Source organism: Halomonas salsilacus, assembly GCF_051216275.1.
In the GTDB taxonomy this organism is placed as follows: domain Bacteria; phylum Pseudomonadota; class Gammaproteobacteria; order Pseudomonadales; family Halomonadaceae; genus Halomonas.
Map to the genome: position 1 here is coordinate 158154 of NZ_JBPKAQ010000003.1, position 15314 is coordinate 173467.

Consider the following 15314-nt stretch of genomic DNA (forward strand, 5'->3'; position numbering starts at 1 on the left):
TGTGACCCAAGAAGGGCCTGACACTTTGTCTCGTTACTGTCATGTCCAGGCTATCGAACTTGGTGAGACCACCATGAGACGGTTAGCTTGGAGACTCGAGATGAAACTTCAACCCATTGATCCCCATGGCATCGTTGTGGGTGTTGATACTCACAAGGACCTGCACGTAGCCGCAGTCGTGGATGCACATGATCGCATACTGGATACTGCCTGCTTTCCGACCACCCGGCATGGCTATAAAACGATGCTCGCTTGGATGCGCTCTTTCGGCGAGGTCTGCCGGGTAGGCGTCGAATGCACCGGCACCTATGGGGCTGGCCTGCTGCGCTATTTGCAGCGCGCGGGCATCACCGCACTGGAGGTCACGGCGCCCGATAAGACCGTGCGTCGCAAACGTGGCAAGGACGATACCATCGATGCGGAGAACGCCGCCCACGCCGCCTAAGCGGGTATTCGCATTGTCACGCCCAAGACTCGGGACGGCATGACCGAGGCCTTGCGCGTACTGAAGGCATGTCGGAAGACCGCAGTGGCGGCTCGCCGAGTGGCACTCCAGATGACCCAGACTCAAGTGATCTCCGCGCCCGAGGAACTGCGAGACCAGTTGAGGACCATGACACGGATGCAGTTGATTCGAACCCTGGCGGCATGGCGGCCCGATCTTGGCGGCTATCGGGACGTCACAGTGGCGTACCGTATCGCCCTGAAATCCCTGGCGCGGCGCTATCTGGAACTGCACGACGAAATTGCTGACCTGGATGTCATGATTCACACCATTGTCGATGAACTGGCACCGGACCTGGTCTCGCGAACTGGGGTGGGCTACGAGTCGGCGGCACAGTTATTGATCACGGCCGGGGACAATCCCGATCGGCTCGGTTCGGTTCGGAAGCCAGCTTTGCCGCGCTATGCGGCGTCAGCCCCATTCCCGCCTCGTCAGGTAAGACCCAGCGGCACCGGCTTAACCGTGGTGGCGACCGAGCCGCCAACAGTGCGCTACATATCATCGCCATCAGGCGGCTGCGCTTGGATGTCATGACTCAGACATATGTCGCGCGACGGGTAGCAGAGGGGCATTCCAAGCTGGAAGCCCTGAGGTGCCTGAAACGCTATATCGCTCAGGAGCTGTACTATGTGCTGCGTAACCGCCATCGAGAGATCCATCAGACACAAATCGCCACTTGACACTTAGAAGGGCGTCCGCGGTAGCCAATACGCATCGCATGAGTACCGGGGCACGCTGGTCCGGAACGGATTCCAGGCCTCGATGAGCCGCAAGGGGAATTGCTGGGACAATGCCGTCATCGAGCGCTTCTTCGGCTCACTGAAAAGCGAGTGGCTGGCCGACCAGCGGTATGCAAGTCACCAGGCGGCACGGCGGGATGTGATCGACTATATCGAGATGGAGTACAACAGCTGCCGGCTCCATTCGACCTTGGACTATCAGACGCCGAGGGAGACCGAACTGGCAGCTGCGGCTTGAAAATGTGTCCGCTCTGACTTGACCAGAACATCTCGCCCTGGTCGCGCATCGTGTCCACGACCTCCTGAAGCGTGCCAACCACCGAGCCGAGGGCGACGACGATGGTCTCGGCATCCTCGACCCGATAGGGTCTGACCAGCCCCCCGGCATTGCGCCCGAAGATCTGCTCGAATTCGACAGCGATCTCGGGTCTCCGCGCAAGCGCCATGAGCTGTTTCGCGTGCGCCAGATAGCGAACCTCCATAAAGGCCTCCGGCCCGACCATCGCGCCGATCGAGACCGGATCGTCCGGGGCGAGGATGGGCTCACGAACCTGAATCGGCTGGTCGTCGATCCGGCAGAAGGACACCACGGGGGCGCCGGTGCGCTCGGAACCGAAGCTGGGGAACGCCTGGGCGTGGCGCACCTCCTCGAAGGCTGATCGAAAGCATCTCTGCCGCCGTCACGACGCCCTGGCCGCCGCGGCCGTGTATTCGAACCTGTAGCATGCCTCCCCTCTTTCCCAGATGAGTCTCTCAGAAGTCTCTGATCTGTCGGCGGTGTGATCGGATCTCCGCTACCGCCGACCTTGAGCACGCGGCCTGCGACCTTGAGCCAACCCGGGCATCAACGTTCAGCGAAAATCACCCAGTGAAGCGCATCGTCGTCGTTTGCATGAGGCTGATCTCGGTCACGCCATGGCGATTGATCTGCGCCGTGGTGACATCAGAGCACGCTGCTTGATATCCATCAGGGCTAGACCGCCAACGGCGTGCTATAGATGAAGTGCTGCGATGGGCGGCTTTCCCGGCCATCGAGCCGATCCTTTCGCGACAACCGGAGACTATTCATGGCATTACGCGACGTAATCATCTGCCAACCCGTGCGCACCGCCATTGGCACCTACGGCGGCAGCCTTAAGGACACCCCCGCCACCGACCTGGGCGCCCGGGTCATTCAGGAGACCCTGTCTCGATCTGGCCTGGCCCCCGACAAGGTACAGTCGTTAATCATGGGGCATGTCATCCAGGCGGGCTGTAAAATGAATTCCGCCCGCCAGGCCGGGATCGCTGGCGGTCTGCCGGTGGAAGTGCCGGCACTCACTATCAACCGGGTCTGCGGCTCCGGCGCCCAGGCCGTGGCCAATGCCGCCATGGAGATCTGGAGCGGCATGGCCGATTGCATCATCGCCGGCGGCATGGAGAACATGGACCGCGCCCCCTATGTACTGCCCCAGGGGCGCTGGGGCGCGCGCATGGGTGACGTGACCATGCACGACACCATGCTCTTCGATGGCCTTAACGACGCCTTCAGCGGCAAGCACGCCGGCTGGCACACCGAGGATCTCGTCACCCGCTATTCCATCTCTCGTGACGACCAGGACGCCTGGGCGTTGCGCTCCCAGCTGAACTTCTCGAAGGCCCAGGAGGACGGCAACTTCGACGCCGAGATCGCCGGCGTGGAGCTCACCAGCCGCAAGGGCACAACGACCTTCGCCCGGGACGAGCACAACCGGGGCGATACCACCGCAGAGTCCCTTGCGAAGCTCAAGCCGGCCTTCCGCAAGGAGGGCACCATCACCGCAGGCAATGCGCCGGGGCTCAACAGCGGTGCGGCCGCGATGATCGTGGCCGAGCGCGAGTGGGCCGAGAAGCAGGGCCTCACGCCCATGGCCCGGCTGGTCGCCTTCGGCGTCGGCGCCGTTGAACCTGACTACTTCGGCATCGGCCCGGTACCGGCGGTCAAGCAGGCGCTCGAGCGCGCCGGCTGGTCAGTGGGCGACCTGGATCGGGTGGAGATCAACGAGGCCTTCGCCGCCATCGCCCTCGCCTGCCAGCGCGAGCTCGGCCTGCCGCAGGAGATCGTCAACGTCGAGGGTGGCGCCATCGCCCACGGCCATCCCATCGGCGCCAGCGGCGCGGTGTTGACCACCCGCCTGCTGCATGCCATGCAACGCAACGGCGAGCGCCGTGGCATCGTCACCCTGTGTATCGGCGGCGGCCAGGGCATTGCCCTGGCGCTGGAAGTACTCTAGAGCAACCCGCTGACGACCGGCCGCTGGTGCGCTTCTCCACCCCGGGGACGTGCCAGCGGCCCCCCCATCGGCAAAATACGCCTAAATAGAGAGTCGAAATGACGGCCAAGCCGAACACCCATCCCTGCATCGAGTCCGCCTGGCAGGCCCACCGAGGTGAGCTTCGCGGTTTCCTGCTCAGGCATAGCGGTGATCGTGATGCCGCCGACGACCTGCTCCAGGGGGTCTATACCAAGGCGGTTGCCCATCGGGCCAATTTCTGCCAGTTGGATTACCCCCGTGCCTGGCTGTTTCGCGTTGCCCACCATCAATGGATCGATCAGCAGCGACGCGCAAGGCGCTGGACAGGAGAGGAGACACCCGAGATCGCATTTGAGCCACAGACGGCCACTCCGGTGGAGAGCCTCGTCGACTGCATCAACCGTGCGCTGCCCGGCTGCGCTCCGGATGATGCCGACATCATCCAGCGGTGCGATCTGGAAGGGATGCGACAGGCTGACTACGCGACCCATCACGACCTGAGCCTGCCGGCCACCAAGGCGCGGCTGCGCCGGGCCAGACAACGGCTGCGTGAGCGCCTGATCGAGCGGTGCGACATCATCTTCGACGAGCAGGGACTCATCTGTTGCCACAGCGCTCACCGAGGATAGGCGAAGTATTTCACATAGAGACTGCATCCTTTTGCCCCGTGCTGCGTCTTCTTGTGTGACAACGTCTATCACACGGAGGGGATGAAGATGCTGGATGTCTTTACCTGGCTGGCCGACTGGCTGGTCTACGGGGTGGCTGGACTGGATCCCGAAAGCAAGCTCGGGACCTCGCTGCACTTCTTCGTCGAAGACACCACCAAGATCTTCGCACTGCTGGTAGTGATGATCTATGTGATTGCCCTGATGCGCGCCTCGCTGAACCTGGAGCGGGTGCGTCACTACATCCAGCAGAAGCATCGCATGGCTGGCTACGGCCTGGGTGCCGGTTTTGGTGCCATCACGCCCTTCTGTTCCTGCTCGAGCATTCCGCTGTTTCTGGGCTTCACCAGCGCCGGGATTCCGCTGGGCATTACCATGGCTTTCCTGTTCACCTCGCCGATTATCAACGAGGTGGCGGTGATCATGTTGTGGAGCCTGCTGGGCTGGGAATTCACCCTGGTCTATGTCGTCATCGGCATGGGGGTGGGCATCGGCGGTGGCATGATCCTCGATGCCCTAAAAGGCGAGCGCTGGCTGAAGGATTTCGCTGCCAAGGCCTACCAGCAGGCCGCCGAGGCGCCCCACGACGGTGAGCCCGCCCCCGAGGCGCCCTCCCTCACCCTGAAGGACCGACACGAGTTTGCCCGGGACGAACTCAAGGAGATTGTCGGGCGGATCTGGAAGTGGGTGATCATTGGTGTCGGCCTGGGTGCCGCCCTTCATGGCTTCGTGCCGGATGGCTGGTTCGCCGACAACCTGGGCAGCGGCCAGTGGTGGAACGTGCCCGTCGCCGTGCTGGCCGGACTCCCACTCTACTCCAACGCCACCGGCGTCATTCCCGTGATGGAGAGCCTGATTCTCAAGGGCCTGCCGGTGGGCACCACCCTGGCCTTCTGCATGAGCACCGTGGCGGCCAGCTTCCCCGAGTTCATCATGCTCAAGCAGGTCATGAAATGGCGCCTGCTGGCCACCATTTTTCTCATTCTGCTGGTCAATTTCATGATCGTTGGCTGGCTGATCAACCTGCTGAGCCCCTGGCTGTTCAGCGGATTTCATTGAAGGAGCGCAACCATGAAGAAGATCGAAGTACTGGGAACCGGCTGCAAGAAGTGCGTCACCACCGCCGAGCAGATAGCGGCCGTGGCGCGGGAACTGAGCATCGACGTCGAAGTGGAAAAGGTGACCGACCCGTCTGCAATCATGGGCTACAAGGTCATGTCAACGCCTGCCGTGGCCATCGACGGTACGCTCGTCCACAGCGGCAGCGTGCCGGACCGAAGCAAGATCGAGACCATGCTGAGGGCGTGAGCGCCGCATGCCGGGGTCTGATCCGAATGGCGCTTTAAGGCCAAGGCATCGGGTTTCTCCGCCGCTTGGGTGGCGATGACATTCGAGGGTTTAACGACCTGTCTTGAAACGTTCCACGTCAATACAGTCAGAGCACTGGCTGCCACTGGGGGGTGTGATGCCACTAGTCAATATTTATCTACTGAAAGGTAGGTCGCGTGCCTACATCAAGGCGATCGCCGATGGGGTCAATAAGGCGGTTATCGACACCATGGGGTTTCCCGATGATGATCGCTATCAGGTCATCCATGAGTGCGAACCGGATTGCCTGGAATATCAGACGCGTGACACCGAGCGGGTGATGATGCATCTGGTGATGCGCCGCGGTCGACCGGATGACGCCAAGAAAGCGTTCTACGCCAGGGTAGTCGAATTGCTCGCTTGCGATCCCGGGATCGAGCCCGGCAATGTGCTTATCACCATTACCGAGAACAATGACATCGACTGGTCCTTTCAGGATGGGGTAGCCCAGTTCTGTTCAGAGTAGTGCTCGCCCTCCCCATCGGAGCGCTGCCGGTGTTGCGTTCGGCTTCGGGGAAGGCTGACCCATAGCAGTCCGCCCACTGGCTGGGATGCGCCATCATCGGACTCCTTACCGAAACGCTCCCACTGAACTATCTTGATCTGCATCAGACCTTCGGCACGGAGAATTTTGAGCGGCCTAGCACAATCATGAAGCTATGCACTTCCTTTGTCTTACTGACTAAATTTTTGCGCATACCGGATCAGTATGGACTCGTTCAACCTTCAGCTATTGACTGAATGGAGTCGTATAAATGTCTTTAACCCGGTTGTTTCCTGAGGACGGACGCTACTTTCAGCGCACGGCACCAACACCACTGGTGCCTGTTCAGCTTGAACCCAGTCAACCCGTTAGCTGGTGCAAGCTGGAGTTTCTTAACCCTAGCGGTTCCACCAAGGATCGTATCGCCCGACACATGCTGGAAAAAGCATGGCGTCGCGGTGATGTTACCCAAGGAGGATGGGTAGTAGAAGCGTCCAGTGGCTCCACCAGCCTGGCGCTGGCGCTGGCCTGTGCCCAACTGGATCTACGCTTTCTGGCAGTGATGCCGGAAGGTGTAAGCAATGAAAGAGTGTTGAGCATAAAAGCCTATGGTGGTGAGGTCATCAGCTTGGACAAATCCCTGGGGATGGAAGATGCGATTAACCGGGCGGAGCACGAGACCAGAGAACGTGGCGGTATCACCACCCGGCAGTTCGAAAACCCCGACAATTCAGAAGCCCATCGTTTGTGGACTGCGCAGGAAATTCTGTCGCAAATACCCGGAAACCTTATCGAAGGCGTGGTATCGGGGGTGGGCACAGGCGGCACGCTGGTGGGGCTATTCGAGGGAATTTTCCAGAGCGGATGCGACGTCACCCCCTTTCTTGCTCGCCCTGTTAGCCACGCTGTCATTTCAGAGGTGGAGTGCTGTAGTTTTAGTAAGCGCTTACAAGGCGTAATGGATGGTACTTCGAGTATTTTCAGCCTTGAACGACTGCCGGGATTGGTGGAGATTTCTACTGATGACGAAGACGCGATCGAGACCACCCACTCCCTGATTCACCACGGCTTCCCCGTCGGTCCCAGTTCGGGACTAAACCTTGCTGCTGCACATCAGGCCGTAGGGTATTTGCTACATGATGCCAATGTAGTAACGGTCTTTCCTGATCGCATGGATCGATATTTTTCGACAGAATTGTTTGGGCCTTACCAGTGATATCGGTGGTTCAATAGCTATTTTATGTGTGTACTTCTGGCCATTGATTCAGGAGTTGATATGAGCGAAAACAAAACCCAGATGACCTTCACTGTCACCGCCCAGCGCCTGGATGCCCACGGCAGCGAGGCCCGCTGCAAGTCCGCCGCGCTGACCCTGGATACCGACCTGGCGGGTCGTCTGGATGCCTTCAACCCGGCGGAATTGCTGATGGCGGCCCTTGCCGGCTGCATGCTCAAGAGCATCGAGCGCGTCAGTCCCATCCTGAAGTTTGAACTGCGCAGGGTAGAAGTCCATTTACATGGCGTGCGCCAGGACGCGCCACCCTGTATGGAAAGCATCGACTACGAGATCCTGGTCGATACCGACGAGAGCGATCAGCGCCTCGAGCGGCTGCACGACAACATCAGGAAATTCGGCACCGTCTTTAATACCGTGGCCCCGGGGACCCGGTTGCAGGGCGTGCTGAGACGCGCCATTCAATAGCAAACTCAGGAGGCTCCGACATGCCCGACCCCAAATTCGCCAAACCCTGGCACGGCGTGCCACGCGAAGACATTCACTGGAACCCGACCGTCATCGAGGACGCCTGCATCGGCTGCGGCACCTGTGTCACCGGCTGCAGCCGCCTGGTGTATCGCTACGACTTCGAGCGCAAGAAGCCGGTGGTCGTCGACCCGCTCAACTGCATGGTAGGCTGCACCACCTGCGCCAACACCTGCCCGGCCAACGCCATCGAGTTTCCACCCCTGAGCAGCGTGCTGGCAATGGAGGGACGAGCTGAGGTGCGCCATGCCATCGAAGACGATCTGCTGGCGCGCCGCGACATCCTGGCCTCGCCCCTGACCATTCCCCATCCCGACCGCATCATCACAGTTCGCGTCGCACAGATAGACCCCGCGACGACGGACGTCATGCGCGTAACCCTGGCACCTGTTGCCACCGAGGAGTGTTTCTGCGAGTTCGTGCCCGGCCAATACATCGAGGTATGGCAGCCGGGCGCGTCCTATCTTTCCCGTGCCTACTCGATTGCCAACGCCCCCCATGACGATGGCCGTATCACCCTGCATCTGCGCCGTGTCGAGGGTGGCCGGTTCACGGACTGGGCCTTTGCCGACATGAAGGTGGGCGACACCTTGCAGGCTCGAGGCCCCCTGGGCGATTTCACCATGCGCTCCGTTCCCGGCATACCACTTCTTTTCATCGCCGGCGGGACCGGGCTGGCGCCGGTGCTGGCGCTGCTGGAACAGCAGGTCGAGCTGTTCCCCGAGCGCGACATGGTGCTGCTCTGGGGCATGCGCAGCGACGCAGACTTCTATGGGCTCGACACCCTACAGGCCCTGGCGTCGAAGGCGGCGGGGCTATCGGTCGTATTAGCGACGCAAATACCTCAGGAGACGACGCCCACGCCGGACCGTCTATCCTTTGCTCAAGGCAATGTCGTGGACGTGCTCGGTCGAGAGAACTGGCTGGCCCAGCAGCGCGATATCTATGCCGCCGGTCCATCCCCCATGCTGCGCGAGCTAATTCGCTTTCTCGATCAGCAGGGCGTCGACAAGAACGCCGTGCACGTGGATTCTTTCGCGGTCTGAATCGGATCCAGGTGGGGAGGGGTGGCGTCGAACAATCCGCCCCCCCCTTACGCCTTTCCGGTGCCCTCTGCGCCGAACGCCTCGCTGAGGGAGCCCTGGTAGCGCCAACCCTCCGGCACCCGCAGTTCATGGCTTTGGCTGCCGATTAGCCGGCAGATCGCCACGCTCGGCGGGGTGCCGCCGATGCCGATATTCACCGTCTCGAAGGTCAGCCAGTCACAGGGGGTAATCAGTCCCCGCTTCTGATCGGCGAAGGCAATATCATCGAAATTCCCCTCCCACTCGAAGTGCAGCCCCAGGGCCACCAGCCGCTCCACCAGCCGGCGCACCTCGGCGGGGTCGAACAGGCTGATGCTGACCAGTTCATCGTCGGAGCAGACGCCCTGCTCAGGCAGGCTCGCACCCAGTGCATCCCATCCCCCTGGGATCTGCCGCTCCACCCCCGCCGCTCGCACGATCACCGCCGTTGCCTCTACCAGTACTGCCATGACGCTCCCCTTTGCGTGCTCGTCGTTCTCTCCTGGTGCTCGTTACCACCCAAGGCGCCATGAAATTGATCCAGGACAGCTTATCGCCCTGACGCTCTAGACATTTCGGCTAACCTTATGGGAAAGGCGTTGGCAAGGTTGCCCAAATTCTGCAAGACTCTCATATATGCCAATCCACATATAATCATAACAAAGTGTTCAATGCTCTCGATTTACAGCATCGGGTATGTAGCATCGAGAGTGCCCAACGACGAGAGCAACATGCCATCGCTCCTGACACCCTCCGCACTGCGCCATTCCCAACCCGGCATCGGGTGGATCTCCTCGCGCTGCCTGCAGGCACCGCCCCATCCGTTGGCCTGCACGCGCTGCATTGACGCCTGCCCGGTTGAGGCCCTCGCCTTCCATGAGGACGATGACGACGGTGTCTCCCTGCTTGCCAGCGACGCCTGTCATGGCTGCGGTCAGTGCTTGCCGGCCTGCCCCAGCGAGGCCCTGGTCAGCGCCGATATCGAAGCCCTGGTGGTGGGCCAAACAGAGGGTGAGCCGCTGCGCCTGGGCTGCCACCGGGTGATGGAAACGGAGCACTCCCCCCTGACCCGCCTGCACTGCCTGCACGCCCTGGGCCCCGACCTGCTGGCCTCGCTGGCGGCTCGGGCGACCCCAGAGGCGGTAGCGCTCCACCTGCCCGAGGGCTGCCACGGCTGTGACGCCGCGCCCGCCGAGCCGGAACGCTGGCTGGAGCAGGCCCGCCGGTTTTGTCACATCTCGAACAGCCCGGCCAGCAGCGATTTTCGCGCCGCCCGACCCTCGGTGAGCCGCCGTGACCTGCTGCGCGGCCGCCCGGCCCCTCGGCTGCCGGCCATTGCCGACGATGATGCCGCCCCCAAGGCCCGCCGGCTGCAGCGCCAGCGGGCCGCCGCCGAGGCGCTGGGCGATACCCGGGTCGCACCGATATTGCCCGGGCTCGCCCTGAATACCGATGCTTGTCGGGCCCATAGTGTCTGCGCGCGAGTCTGCCCCACCGAGGCCCTGCGTGAGACACCCGAAGGCGAGCTGACCTTCGATCCACAGGCCTGCCTCGACTGCGGCCACTGCCTTACCGCCTGCCCGGAGGGAGCCCTCGCCACCGGCGAATCAATCGGCAAGGAAACCGTGACGCTGCGCAAGGCCCGGCGAATTGACTGCTTCCTGTGCGGTCGCCCGTTCACCCCGCACGCCGGCGAGGATACGCCGGACGACATCGAGAACGCCACCACCTGCCCGGCCTGCCGGCGAGAGGCGGCACTGATGCAGGAGAGCTTTGATGACCACTTCGGTTAGTCCGGGCCAAGGCGCCCAGGGACCAATAACGACCGATGGCGACCAGCACCCGCGATTCCAGAAAGACTCGTACAACAAGACGAGCACCCCGAGGGAGACCTGATGAAACTGTTCCAGACCCTGATCAACCGGCGCCGCTTCCTGCAGTCGTCGGCCGCCGTCGGCGCCGCCGGTGCCATGACGGCGGGCTTCACCGGCCTGCCCGGCCTGGCCCCTGCGCGGGAAGCGCGTGCCCAGACGCCCCGCGGCGAGACGACGATCACCAAGAACATCTGCGCCCAGTGCCCAGCGCGCTGCGGCATCGACGTCTACACCACCGATGGACGAGTGCACGCCATCTATGGCGATACGGGCAACCCCGTCGCCAACGGCAAGCTCTGCCCCAAGGGGCACCTGGGCAGTTACTTCCTCTACGATCCGGATCGCTTCAAGGGGCCCATGAAGCGCACCAACCCCAACAAGGGGCGCGACGAGGATCCCGGCTTCGTGCCTATCTCCTGGGACGAGGCATTCGACACCGTGGCCGAGCGCCTGAACGACCTGCGCCGCCGAGGCGAGTCGCACCGCTTCTCGATGTTTTACGGTCGCGGATGGGGCGCCTCCGACGCCGGCATGCAGGGCACCTTCGGCCGACTCTACGGCACGCCCAACGCGGCCATCGGCCACTCATCAATGTGTGCTGACGGCTCCAAGAAGGCCAAGCAGGCCGTTGATGGGAACAATTCGTACAACAGCTACGACTACCGTAACACCAACTACCTGCTGATCATCGGGGCGAGCTTCCTTGAGGCCTTCCGTCCTTACAACAACGTCATGCAGATGTGGGGCTACATGCGCACTAAAAGCCCCAAGACTCGGGTCACCACGGTGGACGTGCGCATGAACCCGACCATGGCCGCCTCAGACCGGGCGCTCTACATCAAGCCCGGCACCGACGGCGCCTTCGCCCTGGCCATCGCCCACGTGATACTCACCGAGGGGCTGTGGGATCGCGAATTCGTCGGCGATTTCATCAACCCGAACCTGGGCTTCGTGGAGGGCCGGCGCATCTCGGCCGGCAACTTCACCGAGAAGTGGGTGCACGGCCTGGCCGACTGGTGGAACGAGGAGCTCAAGGACCGCACCCCGGAGTGGGCCGAAGTGGTCACTGGCATCAAGGCCGCCGACATCCGCCGCACGGCCATGGAATTCGGCTCCACCCGCCCGGCGGTCGCCCTTTTCGAGCGCGGCGCTACCGGCCACAGTAACGGCACTTACAACGGCATGGCGATCCACAGCCTCAACGCTTTGGTCGGCTCACTGTTCGCCGAGGGTGGCCTCGGCTACCAGGTCGGGCCCTCCTATGGAGCGCTGCCGGCCAGTGCCGACGACTATCTCGACGACTACGCGCGCAACGGCGACTGGCGCAACCAGCCGCGCATCGACATGAAAGGCAGCGAGCGCTGGCCCATGGTCGACAACATGATGCAGGAGTGCGCCCCCAACCATCTGGCGGGCGACCCCTACAAACTCGACACCGCAATGTTTTTCTACACCAACCCGATATGGTCGGCGCCCAATAACAAGGTGTGGGAGGAGGCGCTCAAGGACGTCTTCGTCATCGACACCTCGCCCTTCCCCGGCGAGACGGCCATGTACGCCGATATCGTGCTGCCCGACAGCACCTATCTCGAGCGCCTGCAGGACGTTCCTACCTACCCCTTCGAGGGCTGGCCCATGGCGGCGCTGCGGGTACCGGCCGTGGCGCCGATCCACGACACGAAGATGTTCGGCGATGTGATCATTGAGCTCGGCAAACGCATCGAGGGCTCCACCGCCGACTATTACCGGGCACTGGACAACATCGAGAACGTGGTGCGCCACCTGGCGGCCGGCTTCGCCGATGATCCGGGCGACAACGGCGTCAACGACTTCGAGAGCTGGAAGGAGAAGGGCGTCTGGTACAAGAAGCCCTACAAGTGGCGCCAGATCCGTGGCGAGTTCTACGAGTGGGACGGCCAACGCTACGCTCGTCAGATGAGCGAGGAGGAGGTCCAGCACAACCTGTTCAAGACGCCCTCCGGCAAGTTCGAGGTGCGCTCCGGCTTCCTCGAGCAGCACGCCGAGTACATCGAGCGCGAGCTGGGCATTCCCCGCGACCGGGTCGGCCTGGTGCAGTGGGTCGAGCCGGTGCACACCGGCGGCGACGGCGATCTTTACTTCGTGACCCCCAAGACACCGCTGCACGCCGAGGGACGCGGCGCCAACGTCCCCCACCAGATGGCGGTTCACCAGCCCATCGTTGGCGGGCGCAACACCGTCTACCTGGAGGTTCACCCGCAGACAGCCAAGGATCGAGGTATCCGTAACGGCGACCGGGTCAGGATCACCTCCGATCTCGGCAGCATCGAGGCGGAGTGCCGCTTCGTGGCCTCACACCGTCCCGACACCCTGGTACTGCCCTTCGAATACGGCCACTGGGCCCAGGGGCGCTGGGCCAAGGGACGCGGTCCGGGCAACTCCAGCGAAATCACTGCCAATGCATCGGATCCGATCTCCGGGCTCGTCAGCTATTACACCGGCAAGGTCAGGCTGGAACGCGCCTGATCCTGAACCCCGACCGAACAAGGCTTTGAGGACAACGACTATGGCAAAGTGGGGAATGGTCATCGACCTGGACAAGTGCACCGGCTGCCAGGCCTGCACGACCGCCTGCGCGATGGAGAACAACACCCTGCCCGGGGAAAGCTGGCAGGACGTTCTCTTCTACAACGCGGGAGAATACCCGAGCGGCCAGATGAAATGGCTGCCGCGACCCTGCATGCAGTGCGAGAACCCCTCCTGCGTGCACGTCTGCCCGACCCGGGCCACCTACAAGGATGAAGAGGCCGGCGGCATCGTGTTCGTCGACTGGAACAAGTGCATCGGCTGCAAGTACTGCATGATCGCCTGCCCCTACGGCGTGCGCTTCTATGCCGACGAGAAGCCGCTGATCGAGCCCGATATCCGTGAGACCTTCCCGAGCGACAACGGCCAGCTGTGGAGCCCGCCCTACCAGAACCCCGAGGAGGACTGGAGGCGCGGCATCGGCATCCAGCCACCCGGGGTGGTCTCCAAATGCACCTTCTGCTACCACAAGGTCCGCCATGCGCCGGAGGGCGTGGCCGACCTCGACGAGGACAATCCCGAGGTCAAGGAGTACGTGCCGGCCTGCGTGCGCACCTGTGCGCCCAAGGCCCGCTATTTCGGCGATCTGGACAACCCCGAGAGCCAGGTCAACCAGCTGATCGGTGACAAGCACGGGGTTCGCCTCAAGGATCATACCGGCAACAAGCCGCAGGTCTACTACCTGGGGGCCGGCGCCGGCATCCCCGCCTTCACCCCCGCCGACAGGGAGCATGACGCATGACGACCCGGACTCGTGACAACGCCATCCAGGGCCCGCTCGGCTGGGGGCTGCTGGTGATCGCCGCTGTGGTGCTGCTGGCCAGCCTGGGTTTCGCTTTTTCCCAGCTGATCGCTAGCGGCCACACCTCCTTCAATACCAACTCCAACCTGCCCTGGGGGCAGCCCATTGCCACCTACCTCTACTTTGCCCTGGCATCCTCGGGGCTGGGGCTGATTGCCTCGCTGCCGCTGGTCTTCGGCTTCAAGCAGTACTATCCGGTGGCCAAGCGCTGTATCTTTCTGGCCTTCATCGTGCTCATCTCGGGGATGAGCGTGCTGGCCCTGGAGCTCGGCAACGTTTTCCGCATGCTGTGGGCCATCCCGCTGAACCTGCAGGTGCAGTCGGCGATGTTCTGGATGGGCGTTTTCTATGCCCTGGACCTGCTGTTCCTGCTGTGGAAGTTCAGCAAGCTGCAGGGCGGCGAGTGGGACAGCAAGACCGCCAAGCAAGTGGGCATCGCCTCGTTCATCGGGGTATTGCTGGCCAGCGGCAACCTGGCGCTGATCTTCGGCATGATGAGCATGCGCCCCTTCTGGTTCGACGCCCTGCTGCCGATCTACTTCTACTTCACCGGCGTGACTAGCGGCGCGGCCGCCCTGGTGTTCTTCACCTACCTGGCCCACGGCTTCAGTCGCCAGCGCATGCCCGTTGCCTTGCAGACCCTGCTCACTGGCGCCCTGCCCAAGCTGTTCGCCGCGCTGATCGGGGGTACCCTGCTGTTCATCACGGTGCGCGCCATCACCGGGCTCTACAGCAACAACCCCGAGATCAACCTGGTGTGGACCGACTATCTCTTCGCCTCGCCGCTCTACATCGCCTCATTGCTGCTGGGCCTGCTGCTGCCCTTCGTGGTGATGCTCAGCGCCTCGCTGCGCAACCGTGTGGGCGTGCAGGTGCTGGTCGCCTGCCTGGTGTTCCTGGGGCTATTCGCCGAGCGCTTCTACTTCGTGGTCGGCGGACAGGTGGTACCGCTGTTCAAGGGCACCTGGATACCCAACCTGATCAGCTACAGCCCCTCCGCCACCGAGTGGTCCTTGACCCTGATCGGGGGGTCGCTGTGCTTCGTGCTCTACTTGCTTGGCGAGAAGTTCCTGAACCTGGGGGACATGCCGCGCCATATGGCCGAGGTGTCGGCCGGCGCCCCGGCGGCCGGCGCCCCGGCGGCCGCCTCCCAGGCGACCGGCTCCCAGGCGGGCACCGCCTGATCCATCCTCACCGTCGCATCCTGAA

13 protein-coding genes and 2 pseudogenes are annotated in these 15314 nt (G+C 62.7%); 14 read left to right on the forward strand and 1 reads right to left on the reverse strand.

Annotation, left to right across the window (positions count from 1 at the left end; genetic code table 11):
* Nucleotides 1-100: 100 nt before the first annotated feature.
* The 10 genes and pseudogenes from ACR80S_RS06260 (at nt 101) to ACR80S_RS06305 (ending at nt 8846) form a co-directional block, all read left to right on the forward strand.
* A pseudogene (locus ACR80S_RS06260) lies at nt 101-1185 on the forward strand (IS110 family RNA-guided transposase).
* A gap of 16 nt (nt 1186-1201) precedes the next feature.
* A pseudogene (locus tag ACR80S_RS06265) lies at nt 1202-1483 on the forward strand (integrase core domain-containing protein); the annotation flags it as partial.
* A gap of 829 nt (nt 1484-2312) precedes the next feature.
* On the forward strand, nt 2313-3497 hold the full coding sequence (locus ACR80S_RS06270) for a thiolase family protein (RefSeq protein WP_435401982.1): 1185 nt from the start codon (nt 2313-2315) through the stop codon (nt 3495-3497).
* A gap of 98 nt (nt 3498-3595) precedes the next feature.
* The gene (locus tag ACR80S_RS06275; RefSeq protein WP_435402846.1) at nt 3596-4147 is read left to right on the forward strand and encodes an RNA polymerase sigma factor; all 552 of its coding nucleotides are present in this window, start codon (nt 3596-3598) and stop codon (nt 4145-4147) included.
* Between the two features lie 87 nt (nt 4148-4234).
* Nucleotides 4235-5245: a permease gene (locus tag ACR80S_RS06280; protein WP_435401980.1), complete on the forward strand. Its 1011-nt coding sequence runs from the start codon at nt 4235-4237 to the stop codon at nt 5243-5245.
* 12 nt (nt 5246-5257) lie between these two features.
* The gene (locus tag ACR80S_RS06285) at nt 5258-5494 is read left to right on the forward strand and encodes a thioredoxin family protein (RefSeq protein WP_435401979.1); all 237 of its coding nucleotides are present in this window, start codon (nt 5258-5260) and stop codon (nt 5492-5494) included.
* Nucleotides 5495-5651: 157 nt separating this feature from the next.
* Nucleotides 5652-6020: a tautomerase family protein gene (locus tag ACR80S_RS06290; RefSeq protein ID WP_435401978.1), complete on the forward strand. Its 369-nt coding sequence runs from the start codon at nt 5652-5654 to the stop codon at nt 6018-6020.
* A 289-nt stretch (nt 6021-6309) separates the two neighbouring features.
* Nucleotides 6310-7254, forward strand: coding sequence for a PLP-dependent cysteine synthase family protein (locus ACR80S_RS06295; RefSeq protein ID WP_435401977.1), 945 nt, complete (start codon nt 6310-6312; stop codon nt 7252-7254).
* A 60-nt stretch (nt 7255-7314) separates the two neighbouring features.
* Nucleotides 7315-7740 carry an OsmC family protein gene (locus ACR80S_RS06300; RefSeq protein ID WP_435401976.1) on the forward strand — a complete coding sequence of 142 codons (426 nt, stop codon included), beginning with the start codon at nt 7315-7317 and terminating at the stop codon, nt 7738-7740.
* A 20-nt stretch (nt 7741-7760) separates the two neighbouring features.
* A complete protein-coding gene (locus ACR80S_RS06305; RefSeq protein WP_435401975.1) occupies nt 7761-8846 on the forward strand; it encodes an FAD-binding oxidoreductase in 1086 nt (361 codons plus the stop codon).
* 47 nt (nt 8847-8893) lie between these two features.
* On the opposite strand, the gene ACR80S_RS06310 is transcribed toward ACR80S_RS06305, so the two are convergent.
* Nucleotides 8894-9334: a hypothetical protein gene (locus ACR80S_RS06310; protein WP_435401974.1), complete on the reverse strand. Its 441-nt coding sequence runs from the start codon at nt 9332-9334 to the stop codon at nt 8894-8896.
* Between the two features lie 261 nt (nt 9335-9595).
* On the opposite strand from ACR80S_RS06310, the gene ACR80S_RS06315 reads away from it, so the two are divergent.
* The 4 genes from ACR80S_RS06315 to nrfD all read left to right on the forward strand — a co-directional run bounded on the left by ACR80S_RS06315 (nt 9596) and on the right by nrfD (nt 15289).
* Nucleotides 9596-10657, forward strand: coding sequence for a 4Fe-4S dicluster domain-containing protein (locus ACR80S_RS06315; protein WP_435401973.1), 1062 nt, complete (start codon nt 9596-9598; stop codon nt 10655-10657).
* A 102-nt stretch (nt 10658-10759) separates the two neighbouring features.
* Nucleotides 10760-13243 carry a molybdopterin-dependent oxidoreductase gene (locus ACR80S_RS06320; RefSeq protein ID WP_435401972.1) on the forward strand — a complete coding sequence of 828 codons (2484 nt, stop codon included), beginning with the start codon at nt 10760-10762 and terminating at the stop codon, nt 13241-13243.
* A gap of 40 nt (nt 13244-13283) precedes the next feature.
* Nucleotides 13284-14045 (forward strand): 4Fe-4S dicluster domain-containing protein, encoded by a 762-nt coding sequence (locus ACR80S_RS06325; RefSeq protein ID WP_435401971.1) that lies wholly within the window; start codon nt 13284-13286, stop codon nt 14043-14045.
* Nucleotides 14042-15289, forward strand: a complete 1248-nt coding sequence (gene nrfD / locus ACR80S_RS06330) for an NrfD/PsrC family molybdoenzyme membrane anchor subunit (protein ID WP_435402847.1) — start codon at nt 14042-14044, stop codon at nt 15287-15289. Before ACR80S_RS06325 ends, nrfD begins: the two co-directional genes overlap by 4 nt.
* Nucleotides 15290-15314: the final 25 nt, after the last annotated feature.